Genomic DNA, 18363 nt, shown 5'->3' with positions numbered 1-18363 from the left:
TCCCCTTTCCGTCCGCGCCCGTCGGGGCGCCGGTGCAAAACGGCTGATTCTACATCAGCGTGCGCGCGCCCGTCAGGCCACTCAGCGGACCTCGTCCCAGGCCTCGGCGAGGCGGCGCTCGGAGACCCGCTCGCGGGTGCCCAGGTCCTGGGCGAACTGCGAGATGCGGTACTCCTCCACGAGCCAGCGGAAATGCGCCAGTGCCGGATCGTTTACGCCCTTGCGCTCGTGCTGGGCGCGGCGTTCCAGGTAACGCTCCCACCAGCGCCGCACGGCGCGATGGGGCTCGGCGTCACGGCCCGGCTCGCGCTCCAGTCGGTCCAGGCGGCGCTCGATGCCGGCGAGGTAGCGGGGCAGCTCCTCCAGGCGATCCGCCGGCGTGGCGCTGACGAAGCCGGGATAGACGAGCCCGTCGAGCTGCTCACGGATGTCCGACAGGGCGTTGACCATGGCCAGCGATACCGACCCCCCGGTGCGCTTGCGGATCGCGTGGTGGCGTTCCAGCACCGTGCCCACGGTGGCGGTCAGCGCCTCCGCGGCGGGGACCAGCTCACTGCGGTGCCCGCGCAGCCGGGCCTCGAAATCCGCCCGGGTGCGCGGCACCGAGTCGCCCAGAAACACCCGGTCGAAGACCGCCTGGAGAATGTCGGCCCTGAGCGCATCGCAGGTGCCGATACGGTGATAGAGCAGGCACAGGCGGTCGATGCCGGGTAGCGCGCGGCGCAGGTGCCGGGTCTGGTCCGGCAGGCTCAGCATGAGCAGTCGGCGCACGCCGGCGCGGTGGGCATGCTCCGCCGCCTCCGGGGCATCGAGCAGGCGCAGGGCGACGGTCTCGCCCTCGTCCACCAGCGCCGGATAGCCACGCAGGGTGACGCCGTTCTGCTCCAGGGTGACATGGTCCTGCAGGTCGCCCACCTCCCACCGGCGCAGGCCCTCGCGCTCCCGGTCGGCCGTCTGCGGCCCGGCGAAGGACGCGCTCGCCTCGCCGGCCAGGCGCGCCTTGAGGGCGGCAAGGTCGCGGCCCTCGTCGAGGACCCGGCCATCCGCGTCGACCACGCGCACGTTCATGAACAGGTGCCGCGGCAGCTCGGCGGTGTCCCAGGCGTCCAGCGGTATGGCGACCCCGGTCATGCGCTCGAGCTCGCGGCACAGGACCTCCGTGAGCGCGCCCTCCCCCGCCGGGACGCGGTCCAGCACCGCGCGGGCGAAGTCCGGCGCCGGCACGAAGTTCTTGCGCAGCGCCTTGGGCAGGGCCCGGATCAGGGTGGCGGCCTTCTCCTCCACCAGGCCGGGGACCAGCCACTCCAGGCGGTCGGCGTCGAGCTGGTTGAGCGCGGCCACGGGCACGATCACGGTGACGCCGTCGTCGTCGTGGCCCGGCTCGAACTGGTAGGCGAGCGGCAGCTGCACACCGTTGACATCGAGGTGGTCCGGGTAATCCGCGCCGGTGACCTCCCCGGCCTCGCGCTCCATGAGCTGCTCGCGGCTCATGCGCAGGCGCTCGTCATTGCCGTCCCGGCGCACCCAGCGCTCGAAGCTCGGGCCGTCCACCACCTCCGCCGGCAGGCGCTCATCGTAGAAGGCGCGGAGCACCGATTCGTCGACGAGCACGTCGCGGCGGCGGGACTTCGCCTCCAGCGCCTCCACAGCCTCGATCACCTCGCGGTTGTGGGCCAGGCACGGGGCATGGCTGTCGAGGCGGCCGCGGACCAGGGCCTCGTCGATGAACACCCCCCGCGCGGCGGCGGGGTCCACGCGGGCGAAGTTGATCTTGCGGCGGCTGGCAAGCGGCAGGCCGTAGAGGGTGACATCCTCGTAGCCCGCCACCCGCCGGCGGCGCTCCTGCCAGAAGGGCTCGTAGTACTGGCGGCTGACGAGGTGCGCGGCGACGGACTCGACCCACTCCGGACGCACCTCCGCGACGGTGCGCGCGAACACCCGCGCCGTCTCCACCAGCTCGGCGGCGACGATCCATTTGGGCCGCCGCCGTGCGAGCCCGGAGCCCGGGAAGATCGCCAACGACAGGCCGCGCGGGCCGGTATAGCCGCCGTCCTCCCCGCGCAGGGCCACATTGGACACCAGCCCGGTGAGCAGGGCCTCGTGCAGGGGCTGGTAGTCCGCCGGCTGCTCGTTCTCGCGCCCGCCGCCGCCCTTGAGCAGGTCCCGCAGCTGGCGGTGGACGTCCCGCCACTCGCGCATGCGCAGGTACGAGAGGAAGTGCTCGCGGCACCAGGCGCGCAGCTTGCGCTGGGAGAGGTGGCGCGCCTGCTCGTGAAAGTCGTCCCACAGCCGCACCATCGCGAGGAAGTCCGAGCGCTTGTCCTGCCAGCGCCGGTGCGCCTCGTCCGCGGCCTCCCGGGCCTCCACGGGGCGCTCGCGCGGGTCCTGCACGGATAGCGCGGCGGCGAGGATCAGCACCTCGCGCAGGCAGCCGTGGTCCTCGCCGGCGAGCAGGATGCGGGCGATCCGCGGGTCGATGGGCAGCCGCGCGATACGCCGGCCCAGCTCGGTGAGCGCCTCGGCGTCGTCCAGCGCACCGAGTTCGCGGAGCAGCCGCAGTCCGTCGCGGACGTAGCGCGGGTCCGGCGGCTCGACGAAGGGGAAGGCGTCGATGTCGCCGAGCCGGAGGTACTTCATCTGCAGGATCACCGAGGCAAGGTTGGTCCGCAGGATCTCCGGGTCGGTGAACTCGGGCCGGGACTGGTAGTCATCCTGGCCGTAGAGGCGGATGCACACGCCGGCGGCGACACGCCCGCAGCGCCCGGCGCGCTGGTCCGCGCTTGCCTGGGAGATCGGTTCAATGGGCAGGCGCTGGACCTTGGTGCGGTAGCTGTAGCGGCTCAGGCGCACCAGGCCGCTGTCGACGACGTAGCGGATGCCGGGCACGGTCAGCGAGGTCTCGGCGACGTTGGTCGCGAGCACCACCCGCCGCCCGCCGTGGGGGGCGAACACGCGCTGCTGCTCTGCCGCGGAGAGCCGGCCGAACAGCGGCAGGATCTCGGTACCGGTGGGATGGTGCTTGCGCAGTGCCTCCGCGGTCTCGCGAATGTCGCGTTCGCTCGGCAGGAATACCAGCACGTCCCCTGGTCCGTCGCGGGCGAGCTCGTCGACGGCATCGAGGATGCCCTGCTGGAGACTGCGGTCGCGCTCGTCCTCGTCCTCGCTGGCGAGGGGGCGATAGCGCACCTCCACCGGGTAGGTCCGCCCGGAGACGTTGATGATCGGCGCATCACCGAAGTGCCGGGAGAAACGCTCCGGGTCGATCGTGGCCGAGGTGATGATGACCTTCAGGTCCGGCCGCCGGGGCAGGAGGTTTTTCAGGTAGCCGAGCAGGAAGTCGATGTTGAGGCTGCGCTCGTGGGCCTCGTCGATGATGATCGTGTCGTAGTCGGCGAGGTCCGGGTCGCCCTGGGTCTCGGCGAGGAGCATGCCGTCGGTGGCGAGCTTCACCCGGGTGCCGTCGGCGACATGGTCACTGAAACGGATCTTGTAGCCGACCCCGGCCCCGACCTCGGTGCCGCATTCCTCGGCGACCCGGGCGGCCAGGCTGCGCGCGGCGATGCGCCGCGGCTGGGTGTGCGCGATCATGCCGGTCACACCGCGGCCGAGGTCAAGGCAGATCTTGGGCAGCTGGGTGCTCTTGCCGGAGCCGGTCTCGCCGCAGACCACCACCACCTGGTGCTGCCCGATGGCCTCGGCGATATCGTCCCGGCGCTCGATGACCGGGAGATCGAGGTCGAAATCCGGACGCAGCGTACCGGCGGCACGGGCGTTGTGCCGGCGCACGAGGCGCTCCACGTCCGCCTCCAGTGCCTTGAGCCCGCGTTCCGGGTGCCGGCCGCGGCTCAGACGCCGCTCGATGCCGCCGAGACGCCGCGTGAGCGCGGCCCGCCACGGCACCGGCGCCGCCTCAACGATCCGCGTGCGCAGCGCCCCCACCCGCTCGGCGAGTGCACCGGTGGCGGGCGGCGCGGCGCTCCGGCGACGTCGCCCGCTCATTCGGACTCGTCGTCCCCGGTCTCCCGGGCAGGCCGCTCCCGGCGGCGCAGGGACGGGTAGCGCCCGGGATCGAAACGCAGCGGCTCCACCCGCCACGGCCCGTCGTCGCCGCAGGTCAGCACCAGCATGGACGGACCGCCGTTGGTGCGCGTGCGCCCCGCCGCTCCGGGATTGAGCAGCCAGGGGTGCTCGTCGAGGTCCGTGGACAGGCGGTGACTATGGCCGAACACCACCGCCGCCGCGTCATGGAACCGGCGGCGGTAGCGCCGCCCGCGCTGGGCCAGGGTGCCGCTGTCGTCACCGTGGAGGACGACCAGCCGGCCACCGGGCAGGTCCAGGGCGGTCTCGGCCGGGAGCGTGTCGAGGACGTGGCGCTCCCCCTCGGACCAGCGCTCCGGCGTGTCGTTGTTGCCGCGGATCGCGACCAGCTCCTCGCGGGGCTGGAGCGAGAGGAGCACGTCCGCGCCGCCGATGTCGCCGGCGTGCACGGCGATGTCGCACTCCGTCACCCGCTCGGCGATCCGCGGATCCACGAATCCGTGGGTGTCGGACAGCAGGGCTACACGCATGTCGCCTCGGTCGCGGACTCAGTCCGTCGCCAGGGCCTGGTGGATGTTCCCGGCGAGCCCGTCGTAATCCGTGGCCACCGGGAACTGCGGGAACTCGTCGATCACGTTCTGCGGCGGCCGGAACAGGATACCGGCGTGGGCGGCACCGAGCATGGAGGTGTCATTGTACGAATCACCGGCGGCCACGGTACGGAAGTTCAGCCCGCGGAAGGCCTCCACTGAGCGGCGTTTGTGATCCGCCAGGCGCAGCCGGTAATCGGTGATGCGGCCGTCCCCGGCCACGCCGAGCTCGTGGCAGAACAGCGTCGGCCAGCCGAGCTGGCGCATCAGCGGGCGCGCGAACTCGTAGAAGGTGTCCGAAAGGATCACGACCTGGTAGCGCTCACGCAGTTCGTCGAGAAAGGCGCGTGCGCCCTCCAGCGGGGCCATGTCCGCGATCACCCGCTCGATGTCGGGCAGTCCGAGGCCGTTGCGCGCCAGCACGTCCAGGCGGAAACGCATCAGCTCATCGTAATCCGGCACGTCCCGGGTGGTCGCTCGCAGCTCGTCGATGCCGGTGAGCTCGGCGAAGTCGATCCAGATCTCCGGGACCAGCACGCCCTCCAGGTCGAGGCAGACGATCTTCACGGTGTTTTCCTCCGGCGCATCCCGCGCCCCGTGGCGCAAAGGCGGCAAACTTAAGGGTTTTGCCCCCCGCCTTCAAGGCGCGCCGCACCATCGCCGGCCTCCGGCTCATTGGCCACACCGTGGGGCACGTGCCCGGTAGCCACCGCCCCCGAGGCCCGTTCGACGTGGCCGTGCTGGTCATCGAAGAAGATATCCGCCCCGAAGGCCTTCAGGAACGGCGTCTTGTCCATCCCACCGAGGAACAGCGCCTCGTCGATGCGGATCTCCCAGGCCCGCAGGGTCCGGATCACCCGCTCGTGGGCCGGCGCGCCGCGGGCCGTGACCAGCGCCGTGCGGATCGGCGAGGCGGCGAACGGGAAAGCGGCCTGGATGCGCTGCAGCGCCTGCAGGAAGCCCTTGAACGGTCCGCCGGAGAGCGGGTCGCGGGCGGCGCTGCGCTCCGCGGCCTGGAACGCGTCCAGGCCCTGCTCCCGGAACACCCGCTCGGCCTCGTCGGAGAACAGCACGGCGTCGCCGTCGAAGGCGATGCGGATCTCGTCGTCCACCGGCGCCCGCGCCACCGCGCCGGGCCCCAGCGCGGCGGCCGCACAGCCGGCACGCAGGGCCTCGGCGACGTCGCCGGCGTCCGCGGAGAGGAACAGGTCCGCACCGAAGGGCTCGACGTAGCGCCACGGCGGGGAGCCGTTGGTGAATGCCGCGCGGGTGATCCCCAGGCCGTGGTGCTCGATGGAGTTGAAGATGCGCAGACCGGTGTCCGCGCTGTTGCGCGAGAGCAGGATCACCTCCACCAGCGGCCGCTCGCGGCCCTCGTTCAGGCGCAGGAGCTTGCGCACCAGCGGAAAGGCCACCCCCGGGTCCAGGATCTCGCCCTCGCGCTCGATCTGATAGGCCGAATAGGGCTCCACGCCCTCACGCTCGAACACCGCGTGGCTGTCCTCGAGATCGAACAGCGTGCGCGAGGAGATCGCCACCACCAACTCCGCTTCCAGCGTCACCGGCATACCGCCCTCCTGGTCAACCGTGTACCGGGGAACCCCGGCGTCATCATGCAGTCTATCAGGAGCGGGAATGCCTATATGGCTTCCCGCCGGGGAATGGCATACTGCGACCGAACGGACACGACAACCAGGAGGCTATCCACCCATGTCCGAGAACTCTCGTGTCACGCCGATGAACCGCGCCGGAACGGACGCGTCGGCGCTGGCCACCAACGCGGTCATCCGCAACACCTATCTGCTGCTGTCGATGACACTGCTGTTCAGCGCGGTGACCGCCGGAATGGCAATGGCCACCAACGCGCCGCCGCTGAACTTCATCGTGGTCCTGGTGGGCTACTTCGGCCTGCTCTTCCTGACCAACGCGCTGCGCAACAGCGTGTGGGGCCTGGCAGCCGTCTTCGCGCTGACCGGCTTCATGGGCTACACCCTGGGACCGATCCTCAACCTCTACGTGCACACGTTCAGCAACGGCACGGAGCTGGTGCTCACCGCCCTGGGCGGCACGGGGGCAATCTTCCTCGGCCTCTCCGGCTATGCGCTGAGCACGCAGAAGGACTTCAGCTTCCTGCGCGGATTCCTGTTCGCGGGGATCCTGGTGGCGTTCTTCGCCAGCCTGGGTGCGATGTTCTTCTCTCTGCCGGCGCTGTCGCTGGCGGTGAGCGCGGCGTTCATGCTGCTGATGTGCGGGCTGATCCTCTATCAGACCAGCGAGATGATCCACGGCGGCGAGACCAACTACATCATGGCGACGGTCACGCTGTACGTGGCGCTGTTCAACCTGTTCACCAGCCTGCTCCAGCTCCTCGGCTTCTTCGCCGGCGAGGACTGAGCGCCGTACGGCCGGGCCCCCGCCGCGGGGCCCGGCGACCTCCTACCCCTGCGCCGTCGACCAGCCGGCGACCGCATTCTCCGCCGTCGCCGGATCGAACCAGGCCAGTCGTTCACGCAGCCGGACCACCTCCCCCACCACGATGAGCGTCGGCGCCCGCAGGCCCGCATCGCGGACCAGCCCCGGCAGCGCGTCCAGCCGCCCAGCGACCACGCGCTGCGCTGCCGTCGTACCCTGCTGGACCACCGCCGCCGGCCGCTCCGACGGTGCACCGTGCGCGAGCAGACCGGCCACCAGGCGGTCAATCCCGGCCAGCCCCATGTAGAACACGACCGTCTGCTGCGGACGTGCGAGCTGGTCGAAATCCAGCGCCAGCTCGCCGTTGGCCTTACGGTGCCCGGTGACGAACACACAGGACTGGGCGTGGTCCCGGTGGGTGAGAGGGATACCTGCGTAAGCGGCACAGCCGCTCGCCGCGGTGACCCCGGGAACGACCTCGAACGGCACGCCGGCGGCCATGAGCTCCTCCAGCTCCTCGCCGCCGCGGCCGAAGATGAACGGATCGCCGCCCTTCAGGCGCACCACGCGCAGACCTCGCCGCGCGTAGTCGATCAGCAGCGCGTTGATGCGCGACTGGGGCACCGGATGACGATCCCGCTGCTTGCCCACGTAGATCCGCTGGGCCGAGGCCGGCGCCAGTGCGACGATCTCGGCGGCGACGAGGCGGTCATGGAGCACCACGTCCGCCGCGCGCAGGCGGCGGTAACCGCGCAGGGTCAGCAGATCCGGATCGCCGGGGCCGGCGCCCACCAGGCTGACGGCGCCGGTACGGCCACCGTACCCGGCGGGGGCAAAGGTCAGGGTCGGGTCTTGATCGGTCACAGGCGGCCCCCGTCTGTTTCGGATGCCCCTACCCTAGCGCCTGACGCATATTTGAAAAAAGAATATAGTCGATTAAAATTAGATCATTCTATTATTTTGGGTATGTGCCATGAAGCTCAACCAGCTCCGCTACATCTGCGAGGTCTCCCGGCGCGGGCTGAACGTCTCCGCGGCGGCCGAGGCCCTGTATACCTCACAGCCCGGCGTCAGCAAGCAGATCCGGCTGCTGGAGGATGAGCTCGGCGTGCAGATCTTCGCGCGCAGCGGCAAACACCTCAGCCACGTCACCCCGGCGGGCGGCGAGATCCTGGACGTCGCCCAGCGCGTGCTCCAGGAGGTGCGCAATATCAACGCCATCGCCCAGGAACACGTGGACGAGTCCCGGGGCAGCCTGTCCATCGCCACCACCCACACCCAGGCCCGGCACGCCCTGCCCCCGGTGGTGAACACCTTCCGGCCGCGCTACCCCAACGTCAGCCTGCACATGCACCAGGGCACGCCCATGCAGATCGCCGAGATGGCGGCCCGCGGCAACGTCGACTTCGCCATTGCCACGGAGGCACTGGAGCTCTTCGAGGACCTGGTGATGATGCCCTGCTACCGCTGGAACCGCAGCATCATCGTGCCCGAGGGCCACCCCTTGTGCAGCGTGCCGCGGCTGAGCCTGGAGGCGGTGGCCGATTACCCGCTGGTGACCTACGTGTTCGGCTTCACCGGCCGCTCCAAGCTGGACCAGGCCTTCAGCGACCGCGGCCTGGAGCCGGAGGTGGTGTTCACCGCCACTGACTCCGAGGTGATCAAGACCTACGTCGGTCTCGGTCTCGGCGTAGGCATCATGGCCTCCATGGCCTTCGACCCGGAGCGCGACCGCGGCCTCGTCGCCCTGGACGCCAGCGAGCTCTTCGAGCCCAGCGTCACCAGCATCGGCTTCCGGCGGGGGACCTACCTGCGCGGCTACATGTACGACTTCATCGAGGCCTTCGCGCCCCATCTGACCCGGGAGGTGGTCGACCGCGCGGTCGCCGCGCGCTCGCCGGAGGACCGCGCCGCCCTGAACGCCGAGCTCACCCCGCATCTGGCCAAGCGCTGAAGGGCGGGCACCGGCACTCTGCTACTCCGCGACCGGCTCCGCCTCCGTGAGCCGGAGGCACTCGGCGAGCACCGTGGTGGCGTAGCTGCCCGGCGGCAGCCGGAAGGCGACGACCAGCTCCGCCGGCCCCTCCCAGTGCCACGACAGCGCCGCCACGCGCAGCCGCAACGCCCGGCGCGCGGCGCGCATCCGCCGGGCCTCCAGGAGTGCGAGCAGGGGCGCCATGCCAGCAAGCGCGTCGGTCTCCAGTGCCGCCGCCTCGGCCTCCACGGTCGCCCCGCCGGTACCCGGTAGCGGACCGGTGGGATGGATGGTCTGCAGGGCCAGCCGGTGCACGAGCCCCGCCGCGCCCTCACGCCCGGCGGCGAACAGGCTGCCGCGCCCGTCCAGGATCATCTGGTCCCCGGGCAGCGCCCGGTCCCAGCAGCCGGACTCCACCCGCCGGCGCAGCACGCGGTTGAACGCCTCGGCGCGTACCGCCGAGAGCAGCAGGCCCTGAACCGACCGGTTCAGCCGTCGGCCCTCCCCGCGGTGCCAGGCCAGCGCCTGCGCGAGATTGCCGCCGTCGCGCCCGAAGCGCTGGGGACCGAAGTAATTGGGCACGCCGCTGCGCGCCACCGTCGCCAGGCGGGCGTCCAGCGACCGGCGGGGGGCGGTGACGTCCGTCAGGCGAATGCGGAACCGGTTCCCCGCCAGCGTGCCCACGCGCAGCTTGCGCCGGTGGCGCCCCGCACTGATCACGTCGAGACCGTCCTCCACCGGCCCGACGGCCGGCGGGACAGCGGGGGCGTGGATGCTGAGCCACTGGGTGGTGAGCGCGTGCCGGTCCTTGAGGCCCGCGTGGCTGATCGCCCGGGGCGGGCAATCGAAGGCCCGGGCCAGGCGCCGGACAGCCTCCGCGGTGGTCAGGCCGCGCTTGCGGATCTCCACAAGCCAGTGCTCCCCGTCGCCGTCCGGGGCAACCAGCGGGATCTCGCGGACCTGGAAGTCCTCCGGCCGACCGCGTATCCGGGCGGTGCCCAGCGGCGGTCCGGCGGCCGGGACCGGTTCGGTGGGGTCGGTAGGCACCGGCCCGGCGGTCTCAGCGCTCATCGCCGGTCACCAGGATCACGGCGGTGGCGGCGATCCCCTCACCACGGCCGGTGAAGCCCATGCGCTCGGTCGTGGTCGCCTTGATGTTCGCCGCCGCCACGGCGATACCCAGGTCCGCGGCGACGTGCTCGCGCATACGCGGGAGGTGCGCCGCGAGACGTGGACGTTGGGCGACGATCGTGGCGTCCACGTTGACCGCCCGCCACCCGTCCGCCGCGGCTAGCGCCACGGCGTGGCGGAGCAGATCACGGCTGTCCGCGCCGGCCCAGCGCGGGTCGTCGTCCGGGAAATGGCCGCCGATGTCGCCCGCACCGATGGCACCGAACAGCGCATCAGTGACGGCGTGCAGCAGGCAGTCGCCGTCCGAATGCGCCTCCAGGCCCTGATCGTGGGGGATGGTGACGCCGCCGAGCACCAGGCGGCCGCCATCCCGGAAGCGGTGAGCGTCCAGACCCTGGCCGATACGCAGATTCATGTTTCACGCCCCTCCTGGCGGGCGGCGAGCACGGCGGCCAGCAACTCCCGGTCCGCCGTGCGTGTGAGCTTGATATTGCCGGGCTCCCCCGGCACCAGCGCCGGGTGCGCGCCGGTACGCTCCATCGCCGAGGCCTCATCGGTGGGCACGACGCCCTCGGCCACGGCCGCTTCCAGGGCAGTACGCAGGGCGCCCAGGGGAAAGAGCTGGGGCGTCTGTGCGGCCCACAGGCCGCTGCGGTCGACAGTGCCGGTGCTGTACCCGGCCTCGCCGCGCTTGAGGGTGTCGGCGACGGGGAGGGCCAGCAGTCCGCCGTCCCGGGGGTCCGCCTGCTGGATCAGTCGCTGCAGGGCCGCCGTGGAGACCGCCGGGCGCGCCGCGTCGTGGACGAGCACGCGGTCATCCGGCGAGGCACCGGCGGCGAGCAGCGCCTCCAGGGCGGCCCGTACGGAGTCGCTGCGCTCACGCCCGCCCCGGCAGCGGTACACGCGGGGGTCGCTGGCCACGGCCAACGTCGCCCAGTCCGTATCGTCGTCGGCCAGTGCGACCGCGACGCCGGCGATCTCGTCGAGGCCGATCAGCGCCGAGACGCTCCAGTCGAGGACGGCACGCCCCGCGAGGCGCTCGTACTGCTTGGGGCGCCCGCCGCCGTAACGGCTGCCCCGCCCCGCGGCCGGGACCGCGGCCCACAGGGGTCGAGCCCGATACGTCACCGGCATCCCCCGACGGGAGCCCGGGCCGGCGAGTGCGCCGCCGCCGGACGGCCCGTGCCGGCGGGGCCGCGGCGTGGAGTCATTCCGGGACGATTCGGCGGGTTAGGCGGGTTACCGTCGGTCACGCCCGCCGGTCACCTGGAAGAAGGTCTCGCCCTCGCCGACCATGCCGAGCTCGCGTCGGGCCCGCTCCCCGACCGCATCGAGCCCGTCCTTGAGGTCGGCGACGTCCGCCTCGAGGGCGCGGTTGCGCTCCGCGAGGCGTTCGTTCTCGGCGCGCTGCTCCGCCACCCGGTCACGCAGGTGCATCACCTCCGTAACGCCGCCATCGCCGAACCACAGGCGAAACTGCAGTCCGGCGACCAGCGCAAGGAGCAAGGCGAGCAGCACGCCCCGGACCATCGTCAGCCCAGCCCGGGCAGGTTCGGGAAGGCGTCACGCCCGGCATAGCGCGCACGGTCCCCCAGCTCCTCCTCAATGCGCAGGAGCTGGTTGTACTTCGCCACCCGGTCGGAACGGCACAGCGAGCCGGTCTTGATCTGGGTGGCCGTGCTGGCCACGGCGAGATCGGCGATGGTGGTGTCCTCCGTCTCCCCCGAGCGATGGGATACCACTGCTGTATAGCCCGCATCCGCCGCCATGTCGATGGCGTCGAGGGTCTCGGTGAGGGTGCCGATCTGGTTGAACTTGATCAGGATGGAGTTGGCCACGCCCCGGTCGATGCCCTCGCGCAGGATGCGCGTGTTGGTCACGAAGAGGTCGTCGCCCACGAGCTGGACCCGGTCGCCGACACGCTCGGTGAGCCGCTGCCAGCCCTCCCAGTCGTCCTCGGACATGCCGTCCTCGATGGACACGATCGGGTACTTCTCGACCCAGCCGGCCAGGACCTCGGCGAACTCCTCGCCGGAGAAGCTGCGGCCCTCCGATTCCAGGCGATAGACGCCGTCCTCGCAGAACTCCGAGCTCGCCGCGTCGAGGGCGATCCAGACCTGCTCTCCGGCGGTGTAGCCGGCCCGGTCCACGGCCTCCAGCAGCACTTCGATGGCAGCCTCGTTGGACGGCAGGTTCGGGGCGAAGCCGCCCTCGTCGCCCACCGCGGTGGACAGACCGCGCTCGCCGAGGATCTTCTTCAGCGCGTGAAAGATCTCGGTACCGCAGCGCAGCGCCTCGCTGAAACGGGCGAAGCCGGCGGGCATGATCATGAACTCCTGGATGTCCACGCTGTTGTTGGCGTGGGCACCGCCGTTGAGGATGTTCATCATCGGTACCGGCAGCAGGTGCTCGCCCTCCGGCGCAAGGTGGCGGAAGAGCGAACGCTCGTGATCGCCCGCGGCGGCGCGGGCGCTCGCCAGCGACACGGCAAGCAGGGCGTTGGCACCGAGCCGGCCCTTGTTGTCCGTGCCGTCGAGCTCGATGAGGCGCTCGTCGAGGGCGCGCTGATCGTCCGCGTCCATGCCCACCAGGGCCTCGCGGATGACGGTGTTCACGTTGCTCACCGCGTGGGTGACACCCTTGCCGAGGTAGCGCGCGGCGTCGCCGTCACGCAGCTCCACGGCCTCCCGTGCGCCGGTGGAGGCGCCGGAGGGAACGGCGGCCCGCCCGAAGGCGCCGCTGTCGAGCAGCACATCGGCCTCGACGGTGGGGTTGCCCCGGGAGTCGAGGATCTCGCGCGCCTTGATCGCCTTGATGCTCGCCATGCCGTCGTGTTTCCTCCTGGTGCTTTCGATGATTGGGACGTATCAGCCGAGGTCGGACTCAATGAAACCGTCCGCCTTGACCTGCGTGTCCAGTGCCTTGAGCGTGACCAGCAGCTCGCGCATGCGGGGCAGCGGCCACGCGTTGGGTCCGTCGGAGAGCGCACGCTCCGGGTCCGGGTGGGTCTCCATGAACACCCCCGCCACGCCGGCGGCCACCGCCGCGCGGGCGAGCAGCGGCACGAACTCCCGCTGGCCGCCGGAGGCCTTGCCCTGGCCGCCAGGGAGCTGGACCGAGTGGGTCGCGTCGAAGACCACCGGCGCCCCGCTGTCGCGCATCACCGCGAGCGCACGCATGTCCGAGATGAGGTTGTTGTAGCCGAAGGAGACGCCGCGCTCGCAGGCCATGATGCGCTCGTTGCCGGTGGCGCGGGCCTTGGAGACCACGTTGGCCATGTCCCACGGCGCCAGGAACTGGCCCTTCTTGATGTTCACGGGCAGGCCCTGGTCGGCGACGCGCTGGATGAAGTTCGTCTGCCGGCACAGGAACGCCGGCGTCTGGAGCACATCCACCACCCCGGCGACGGCCTCGAGCGGGGTATCCTCGTGGACATCGGTAAGCACCGGCACGCCCACCTCCTCGCGCACCCGCGCGAGGATGCGCAGGCCCTCGTCCATGCCCGGGCCGCGATAGCTCTCGTGGGAGGAGCGGTTGGCCTTGTCGAACGAGGACTTGTAGATGAACGGGATGCCGAGCTCATCGGTGATGGCCTTAAGCTCGGCCGCGCTCTCCAGCGCCATCGCCTCGGACTCGACCACGCAGGGCCCGGCGATGAGAAACAGCGGCCGGTCCAGGCCGACCGGGAAGCCGCAGAGCTCGAAACCGGCCATATCTCAGACCTCCCCGTGCGCCGACGCTGCCTCGGCACCCGCGGTGCGGGCGTCGCGGTGACGTGCCGCCGCGCGGATAAAGCTGGTGAACAGCGGATGTCCGTCCCTCGGCGTGGAGGTGAACTCCGGGTGGAACTGGGATGCAACGAACCACGGATGTGAGGGTAGCTCCACGCACTCCACCAGCTCGTTGTGGCTGGACCAGCCGGACAGGCGCAGGCCCGCCTCCTCGAGGGTCCGGGCGTAGCGGTTGTTGAACTCGTAGCGGTGGCGGTGGCGCTCGCGGATGACATCCTTGCCGTAGATGTCGTGGATCAGCGAGTCGCGCAGCAGGCGCACCGACTGTGCCCCCAGGCGCATGGTGCCGCCGAGGTCGGAGTTCTCGTCACGCATCTCGGTGAGTCCGGCCTCGTTCATCCACTCGGTGATCAGGCCGATCACCGGGTGCTGCGGGTGAGTGAGGAACTCGGTGCTGTGCGCACCTTCCAGGCCCGCGGCGTTGCGCGCGAACTCGATCACCGCCACCTGCATGCCCAGACAGATGCCGAGATACGGGATGCCCTGGGTGCGGGCGTAGCCCGCGGCGGCGATCTTGCCCTCGACACCGCGCTCGCCGAAGCCACCGGGTACGAGCACCGCATCGACATCGGCGAGCATATCCGTGCCCTCGCGCTCGATCTCCTCGGAGTCCACGTAGCGGATGTTCACGCGGTTGCGGGTCTGCACCGTGGCGTGACGCAGCGCCTCGTTGAGGGACATGTACGCATCGGCGAGGTTCGTGTACTTGCCGACCATGGCGATGGTGACCTCGCCCTCCGGGTGGGCCATCACGTCCACGACCCGATGCCAGTCGGAGAGGTTGGCCGGCGGCAGCTCGAGGCCGAACCTGTCGGCGACGATATTATCCAGCCCCTGGCCGTGCAGGGCCTCGGGCACCTTGTAGATGTTGTCCACGTCGAGCACCGAGATCACCGCCGGCGGCGCGACGTTGGTGAACAGTGCGATCTTGCGGCGCTCCTCCTCCGGGATCGGGCGGGCCGCCCGGCACAGCAGGATGTCCGGCTGGATACCGATGGAGCGCAGCTCCTTGACGGAGTGCTGGGTCGGCTTGGTCTTCATCTCGCCCGCCGCGCCGACGAACGGCACCAGGGTAAGGTGCACGAACAGGCAGCGCTCGGAGCCGAGCTCGGAGCCCATCTGGCGAATCGCCTCCAGGAAAGGCAGCGACTCGATGTCGCCCACCGTGCCACCGATCTCGACCAGCGCAACGTCCGCGGCGTCCGCACCCTGCTCGATGCTGCGCTTGATCTCGTCGGTGATGTGCGGGATGACCTGCACGGTGCCGCCGAGGTAATCGCCCTGGCGCTCCTTGCGGATCACCGATTCGTAGATCCGGCCGGTGGTGTAGTTGTTGTTGCGCGTCATGCGCGTGCGCAGGAAGCGCTCGTAGTGCCCCAGGTCCAGGTCGGTCTCGGCACCGTCGTCGGTGACGTAGACCTCGCCGTGCTGGAAGGGGCTCATGGTGCCCGGGTCCACGTTGATGTACGGGTCGAGCTTGACCATGGTCACCGACAGCCCGCGGGCCTGCAGCACGCTACCCAGCGAGGCCGCCGCAATCCCCTTGCCGAGCGAGGAGACGACGCCGCCGGTGATGAAGATAAATCGCGTCATAGAGCCTTCGAAAACCGAGGAGGAAAGAGCCGGCACGAACCGGTCCGGGATGGCGGGAAAGTTATCAGAACCCCCGGGGTCAGACAATCCGCCCGCGCCCGGCCACCCCTTCCCCGCCGGGCGGTTGTGCAGTGCACGCAATCGCCGTTGGACAGCCGGCACCCGGGCGGCCCCGGCGCACCGACGGCGGCGGCCGGGTCACAGCGCGAGCAGCGCGCCCCCCGCCACCACCGCGACCGCGATACCGGCAATGGCGACAGCGATCACGAAACGGCTCATGGACATGGCCCACCCCCGTGCCGGTCCGGATACCATGACGGAGGCGGCAACGGGTGGCGACGGCGGCCGTCGGCGGGGCCCGCCCCGCCTCCCGGACAACGCGCTTCGATGCACATCCCTGGCACCCCCTGCCTACCAGCCCATGGTCGGGTTACCGGATCGGTATTGCTGCGTTACCGGCTGCCCGGCGGCCGCCCCGGCCTCCCCCCCGGTGCCGTCACGGCCACGGCTACAGGTCCAATCTACGCCGGCACCGTACGCTGTCAATGACGCGGGGCACGCCCCGCGCCGGCCATTGCCGCCCACCCGGCGGTCACGTCCGTGCCGACGGGCAGCGCCGGGTGCCAGACCGGCCGCACGCCCTGCGGCACGGCATAGCCGGCAGCGACACCGATGCCCGGCACCGCCACGAGCACGTCGTCAAGGCGCAGTACCGGCCACCAGCGCCGCTCCCAGGGCGCCAGGCCGCGCTCGCGGTAGAGCTCCGAGACACGCCGGCGCGGCCCGTCGGGGACGAGGCGCAGGCGCTCGCCCGGTGCCGCGACGCCACACCGCAGCGACTCGCGTATCTCCGGCGAGAGACCATGCCCGGCCGCCTCCCAGTCCAGCCGCCCCGCCGGTCCGTCGGGCACCGGCGCCGGCAGGCGGAACAGCCGGCCACGGTGACGACGGAGCTCCCCCGCGTCCCAGGCAAGGACCGGCTCGCGGTCCGCGGCGGCAGCCAGCAGATCCCGCAGCCCCTGACGCAGGCGGGCCTCCGGCGGCGGGCGCATGCCGGCGTCGCGCAGCCACGCCCGGAGGGCCGCGTGCGCGACGGAATCGGGCGCCTCCGCGAGCCCGTCCAGGGGGGCCGGCCCCGCGTCGAGCCCCAGGCGCTCCGCCGCCCAGGCCGCCAGCGCCCGGGCCTCCCGGGCGTGCCCGGCGAGGCGTCCCAGGCGGACGTCGACGCCGGGCCAGCGCGCCGCGAGCCGCGGCAGGATGGTGTGGCGGAGGTAGTTGCGGTCCCGCGTGAGCTCGGCGTTGTCGGGATCGTCGACCCACTCCAGCCGGTGCTCCCGGGCATAGCTGTCAATGGCGTCCCGGGGCCAGGCCAGCAGGGGACGGATCAGGGTGAGCGGGCCGAGGCGCCGCGACGGCGCGATCCCGGTCAGGCCCTCGACGCCGCTGCCGCGGAGCAGCCGGAGCAGGACGGTCTCCGCCTGGTCGTCGGCGTGGTGGGCCGTGGCCACCACCGCGCCCCCGGGGAGCAGGCGCTGGAAGGCGTCGTAGCGGGCGGCCCGGGCCCGGGCCTCGAGATCGCCGCCCGGCACGACCCCGACGCGGCAACTATGGAAGGCGAGCCCGCGGCGTTCCGCCGCCGCCGCACAGAAACGGGCCCAGGCGGCGCTGTCCGCCGCCAGACCGTGGTCGACGTGGACCACGCCGGCGGCGACGCCGGCCCGGGCGGCGAGGTCCAGCAGAACGATGGAGTCGCGGCCGCCGCTGACGGCCAGGTGGAGGGGGCACTCCCCGACGAGCCGGCGGACCGCCTCGGCGAAGACGTCCGGCCCGAGGGGGGTCACGGGATCACTCGCGGAAGCGGCCCAGCCCCATGAGCCGCTCGTAGCGCTGCGCCACCAGGTCCTCGGTGGACAGCGCCCGCAGCGCGGTGAGCTGCTCGTGGAGCACGCCGTCGAGGGCCTGGGCGGCGGCGCTCCAGTCCCGGTGGACGCCGCCCAGCGGCTCGGTGATCACCTCGTCCACCAGGCCGAGCTCACGCAGGCGTTCAGCGTTGATGCCCATGGCCTCGGCGGCGGCGGGGGCCTGCTCGGAGTCCTTCCACAGGATGGAGGCGCAGCCCTCCGGGGAGATCACCGAGTAGGTGCTGTACTGGAGCATCAGCACGCGATCGCCCACACCGATGGCGAGCGCGCCGCCGGAGCCGCCCTCGCCGATGACGGTGCACACGATGGGCGTGCGCAGCCGCGACATCACCTGCAGGTTGTGCGCAATGGCCTCGCTCTGGCCGCGCTCTTCGGCGTCCACGCCGGGGTACGCTCCCGGGGTGTCGATGAAGGTGAGCACCGGCATGCGGAACCGCTCGGCCATCTCCATGAGACGCTCGGCCTTGCGGTAGCCCTCCGGCCGCGGCATGCCGAAGTTGCGGCGGATCTTCTCGCGGGTGTCACGGCCCTTCTGCTGGCCGATCACCATCACCGGCTCGCCGCGATAGCGCGCGAGACCGCCGACGATGGCGGGATCGTCGGCGAAGCTGCGGTCGCCGTGAAGCTCTTCGAAATCGGTGAACAGCCGCTCGGCGTAGTCGAGGGTGTAGGGACGCTGCGGATGACGGGCGAGCTGGGCGATCTGCCAGGGGGTGAGACTGGAGAAGATCTGCTCGGTGAGCTGCCGGCTCTTCGCCTGCAGCCGCGCGATCTCCTCGCTGATGTTCACATCGGCATCGTCGCCGACGTAGCGCAGCTCGTCGATCTTGGCCTCGAGTTCTGCAATGGGACGCTCGAATTCGAGAAAATTCAGACTCATCGCTGCCCGTTCCGCAACACTGCCGACACAA

General features: G+C 71.3%; 16 protein-coding genes. 2 read left to right on the top strand and 14 right to left on the bottom strand.

The genetic code is table 11. The annotated features are described in order from the left end of the window. Positions 1 to 81: 81 nt before the first annotated feature. The 4 genes from hrpA to C516_RS0110550 are packed head-to-tail and all read right to left on the bottom strand — an operon-like array spanning position 82 to position 6196. Positions 82 to 3999, bottom strand: coding sequence for an ATP-dependent RNA helicase HrpA (gene hrpA, locus C516_RS0110565; protein WP_018718357.1), 3918 nt, complete (start codon positions 3997 to 3999; stop codon positions 82 to 84). Continuing rightward, positions 3996 to 4568 (bottom strand): metallophosphoesterase family protein, encoded by a 573-nt coding sequence (locus C516_RS0110560; protein ID WP_018718356.1) that lies wholly within the window; start codon positions 4566 to 4568, stop codon positions 3996 to 3998. The genes hrpA and C516_RS0110560 overlap by 4 nt, the downstream gene beginning before the upstream one ends. A gap of 18 nt (positions 4569 to 4586) precedes the next feature. Beyond that, positions 4587 to 5195: a bifunctional phosphoserine phosphatase/homoserine phosphotransferase ThrH gene (gene thrH / locus C516_RS0110555; protein WP_018718355.1), complete on the bottom strand. Its 609-nt coding sequence runs from the start codon at positions 5193 to 5195 to the stop codon at positions 4587 to 4589. A gap of 50 nt (positions 5196 to 5245) precedes the next feature. Further along, positions 5246 to 6196, bottom strand: coding sequence for a 5'-nucleotidase (locus C516_RS0110550; protein ID WP_018718354.1), 951 nt, complete (start codon positions 6194 to 6196; stop codon positions 5246 to 5248). Positions 6197 to 6338: 142 nt separating this feature from the next. On the opposite strand from C516_RS0110550, the gene C516_RS0110545 reads away from it, so the two are divergent. Next, on the top strand, positions 6339 to 7022 hold the full coding sequence (locus tag C516_RS0110545; RefSeq protein WP_018718353.1) for a Bax inhibitor-1/YccA family protein: 684 nt from the start codon (positions 6339 to 6341) through the stop codon (positions 7020 to 7022). Positions 7023 to 7064: 42 nt separating this feature from the next. Here the strand turns inward: C516_RS0110545 and cobA are convergent, their stop codons facing one another. After that, positions 7065 to 7904: a uroporphyrinogen-III C-methyltransferase gene (cobA, locus tag C516_RS0110540; RefSeq protein WP_018718352.1), complete on the bottom strand. Its 840-nt coding sequence runs from the start codon at positions 7902 to 7904 to the stop codon at positions 7065 to 7067. Positions 7905 to 8013: 109 nt separating this feature from the next. Between cobA and cysB the strand changes: the two genes are divergently transcribed. Continuing rightward, positions 8014 to 8994 (top strand): HTH-type transcriptional regulator CysB, encoded by a 981-nt coding sequence (cysB, locus tag C516_RS0110535; protein ID WP_018718351.1) that lies wholly within the window; start codon positions 8014 to 8016, stop codon positions 8992 to 8994. A gap of 21 nt (positions 8995 to 9015) precedes the next feature. Here the strand turns inward: cysB and truD are convergent, their stop codons facing one another. The 9 genes from truD to C516_RS0110485 all read right to left on the bottom strand — a co-directional run bounded on the left by truD (position 9016) and on the right by C516_RS0110485 (position 18332). Continuing rightward, positions 9016 to 10086 carry a tRNA pseudouridine(13) synthase TruD gene (gene truD, locus C516_RS0110530; RefSeq protein ID WP_018718350.1) on the bottom strand — a complete coding sequence of 357 codons (1071 nt, stop codon included), beginning with the start codon at positions 10084 to 10086 and terminating at the stop codon, positions 9016 to 9018. Beyond that, entirely contained in the window at positions 10076 to 10561 is a 486-nt protein-coding gene (gene ispF / locus C516_RS0110525) for a 2-C-methyl-D-erythritol 2,4-cyclodiphosphate synthase (RefSeq protein ID WP_018718349.1), read from the bottom strand. Before ispF ends, truD begins: the two co-directional genes overlap by 11 nt. After that, positions 10558 to 11274 (bottom strand): 2-C-methyl-D-erythritol 4-phosphate cytidylyltransferase, encoded by a 717-nt coding sequence (gene ispD, locus C516_RS0110520; RefSeq protein ID WP_245558763.1) that lies wholly within the window; start codon positions 11272 to 11274, stop codon positions 10558 to 10560. Before ispD ends, ispF begins: the two co-directional genes overlap by 4 nt. A gap of 111 nt (positions 11275 to 11385) precedes the next feature. Further along, positions 11386 to 11664, bottom strand: a complete 279-nt coding sequence (gene ftsB, locus C516_RS0110515; protein ID WP_425386807.1) for a cell division protein FtsB — start codon at positions 11662 to 11664, stop codon at positions 11386 to 11388. A 14-nt stretch (positions 11665 to 11678) separates the two neighbouring features. After that, positions 11679 to 12971, bottom strand: coding sequence for a phosphopyruvate hydratase (gene eno / locus C516_RS0110510; RefSeq protein ID WP_018718346.1), 1293 nt, complete (start codon positions 12969 to 12971; stop codon positions 11679 to 11681). Positions 12972 to 13013: 42 nt separating this feature from the next. Further along, a complete protein-coding gene (kdsA, locus tag C516_RS0110505) occupies positions 13014 to 13859 on the bottom strand; it encodes a 3-deoxy-8-phosphooctulonate synthase (protein ID WP_018718345.1) in 846 nt (281 codons plus the stop codon). A 3-nt stretch (positions 13860 to 13862) separates the two neighbouring features. Then, entirely contained in the window at positions 13863 to 15530 is a 1668-nt protein-coding gene (locus tag C516_RS0110500) for a CTP synthase (RefSeq protein ID WP_018718344.1), read from the bottom strand. 542 nt (positions 15531 to 16072) lie between these two features. Then, positions 16073 to 17371, bottom strand: a complete 1299-nt coding sequence (gene tilS, locus C516_RS19295; RefSeq protein ID WP_018718343.1) for a tRNA lysidine(34) synthetase TilS — start codon at positions 17369 to 17371, stop codon at positions 16073 to 16075. 4 nt (positions 17372 to 17375) lie between these two features. Then, positions 17376 to 18332 (bottom strand): acetyl-CoA carboxylase carboxyltransferase subunit alpha, encoded by a 957-nt coding sequence (locus C516_RS0110485; RefSeq protein WP_018718342.1) that lies wholly within the window; start codon positions 18330 to 18332, stop codon positions 17376 to 17378. Positions 18333 to 18363: the final 31 nt, after the last annotated feature.

Origin of the sequence: Arhodomonas aquaeolei DSM 8974, assembly GCF_000374645.1 — a bacterium.
Classification (GTDB): Bacteria; Pseudomonadota; Gammaproteobacteria; order Nitrococcales; family Nitrococcaceae; genus Arhodomonas; species Arhodomonas aquaeolei.
Note: the sequence above shows the minus strand (reverse complement) of the source record. Positions and strands in the feature narration are given on the sequence as shown.